Origin of the sequence: Rhizobium ecuadorense (genome assembly GCF_001187535.1) — a bacterium.
Taxonomy (GTDB): domain Bacteria; phylum Pseudomonadota; class Alphaproteobacteria; order Rhizobiales; family Rhizobiaceae; genus Rhizobium; species Rhizobium ecuadorense.
This window is the reverse complement of the sequence record NZ_LFIO01000095.1, coordinates 1-2,500: the sequence shown is the minus strand read 5'-3', so window position 1 is coordinate 2,500 and position 2,500 is coordinate 1. Positions and strand designations below refer to the sequence as shown.

Sequence of the window (2,500 nt, the reverse complement as noted above, 5' to 3'; positions counted from 1 at the left end):
GTTGCAATAGATTGGGATGACTTGTGGCTAGGGGTGAAAGGCCAATCAAACTCGGAAATAGCTGGTTCTCCGCGAAATCTATTTAGGTAGAGCGTCGAGCGAATACCCCCGGGGGTAGAGCACTGGATGGGCTATGGGGACTCACCGTCTTACTGATCCTAACCAAACTCCGAATACCGGGGAGTACTACTCGGCAGACACACGGCGGGTGCTAACGTCCGTCGTGAAAAGGGCAACAACCCTAACCTCCAGCTAAGGTCCCCAAGTCATGGCTAAGTGGGAAAGGATGTGAGGATCCCAAAACAACCAGGATGTTGGCTTAGAAGCAGCCATCATTTAAAGAAAGCGTAACAGCTCACTGGTCTAAATAAGGGTCTTTGCGCCGAAAATGTAACGGGGCTGAAGCCATGCACCGAAGCTGAGGATGTGTAGCAATACACGTGGTAGCGGAGCGTTCCGTAAGCTGATGAAGGGAGACCCGTGAGGGCTCCTGGAGGTATCGGAAGTGCGAATGTTGACATGAGTAACGATAAAGAGGGTGAGAGACCCTCTCGCCGAAAGACCAAGGGTTCCTGCTTAAAGTTAATCTGAGCAGGGTTAGCCGGCCCCTAAGGCGAGGCAGAAATGCGTAGTCGATGGGAACCACGTTAATATTCGTGGGCCTGGTGGTAGTGACGGATTGCACAAGTTGTTCTGGTTTATTGGATTATCAGGGCAGCGGAGCGGTTCCAGGAAATAGCTCCACCGTATAGACCGTACCCGAAACCGACACAGGTGGTCAGGTAGAGTATACCAAGGCGCTTGAGAGAACTATGTTGAAGGAACTCGGCAAATTGCACGCGTAACTTCGGAAGAAGCGTGACCCCATTTTACGCAAGTATGATGGGGTGGCACAGACCAGGGGGTAGCGACTGTTTATCAAAAACACAGGGCTCTGCGAAGTCGCAAGACGACGTATAGGGTCTGACGCCTGCCCGGTGCTGGAAGGTTAAGAGGAGAGGTGCAAGCTTTGAATCGAAGCCCCAGTAAACGGCGGCCGTAACTATAACGGTCCTAAGGTAGCGAAATTCCTTGTCGGGTAAGTTCCGACCTGCACGAATGGCGTAACGACTTCCCCGCTGTCTCCAACATAGACTCAGTGAAATTGAATTCCCCGTGAAGATGCGGGGTTCCTGCGGTCAGACGGAAAGACCCCGTGCACCTTTACTATAGCTTTACACTGGCATTCGTGTCGGCATGTGTAGGATAGGTGGTAGGCTTTGAAGCGGGGACGCCAGTTTCCGTGGAGCCATCCTTGAAATACCACCCTTATCGTCATGGATGTCTAACCGCGGCCCGTCATCCGGGTCCGGGACAGTGTATGGTGGGTAGTTTGACTGGGGCGGTCGCCTCCGAAAGAGTAACGGAGGCGCGCGATGGTGGGCTCAGACCGGTCGGAAATCGGTCGTCGAGTGCAATGGCATAAGCCCGCCTGACTGCGAGACTGACAAGTCGAGCAGAGACGAAAGTCGGTCATAGTGATCCGGTGGTCCCGCGTGGAAGGGCCATCGCTCAACGGATAAAAGGTACGCCGGGGATAACAGGCTGATGACCCCCAAGAGTCCATATCGACGGGGTTGTTTGGCACCTCGATGTCGGCTCATCGCATCCTGGGGCTGGAGCAGGTCCCAAGGGTTTGGCTGTTCGCCAATTAAAGCGGTACGTGAGCTGGGTTCAGAACGTCGTGAGACAGTTCGGTCCCTATCTGCCGTGGGTGTAGGAATATTGACAGGATCTGTCCCTAGTACGAGAGGACCGGGATGGACATATCTCTGGTGGACCTGTTGTCCTGCCAAGGGCATAGCAGGGTAGCTATATATGGACGGGATAACCGCTGAAGGCATCTAAGCGGGAAACCCACCTGAAAACGAGTATTCCCTATCAGAGCCGTGGAAGACGACCACGTTGATAGGCCGGGTGTGGAAGTGCGGCAACGCATGAAGCTTACCGGTACTAATAGCTCGATCGGCTTGATCGTTCTCATTGACTGTGCTCATCGAACAAAATTCGATGATGCTTGAAGACGTGTTCAAATAAAACGATGTGAAAACATCACCAGCTTCTCAAACATAAAGTTGCGCTTTGCCGACCTGGTGGTTATGGCGGGGTGGCTGCACCCGTTCCCTTTCCGAACACGGCCGTGAAACGCCCCTGCGCCCATGGTACTTCGTCTTAAGACGCGGGAGAGTAGGTCGCTGCCAGGTCTGCAAAACGCAACTTCAAATCTTCTCACAATGAAACTGACTAACGGCCTAGGCCGTCGCAAAAGGCCGCTCACAAAGCGGCCTTTCGTGTTATAATACTCCTGCAAGTCCAAACGACTTGCCATGGCGCGGGGTGGAGCAGCCCGGTAGCTCGTCAGGCTCATAACCTGAAGGCCGCAGGTTCAAATCCTGCCCCCGCAACCAATCTTTACTTCCGCAAAAAACCCGCCTCTCGGCGGGTTTTTGCGTTTCTGGAC

1 tRNA gene and 2 rRNA genes (1 of these 3 cut by a window edge) are annotated in these 2,500 nt (G+C 53.7%); all 3 read left to right on the top strand.

Annotated features, from left to right (window positions below):
• Positions 1-2,017: ribosomal RNA gene (locus tag AF337_RS03875) — 23S ribosomal RNA — on the top strand; it begins 783 nt to the left of the window's first position.
• 111 nt (positions 2,018-2,128) lie between these two features.
• A 5S ribosomal RNA gene (rrf, locus tag AF337_RS03870) occupies positions 2,129-2,243 on the top strand.
• Positions 2,244-2,370: 127 nt separating this feature from the next.
• Positions 2,371-2,447: transfer RNA gene (locus tag AF337_RS03865), tRNA-Met, on the top strand.
• Positions 2,448-2,500: the final 53 nt, after the last annotated feature.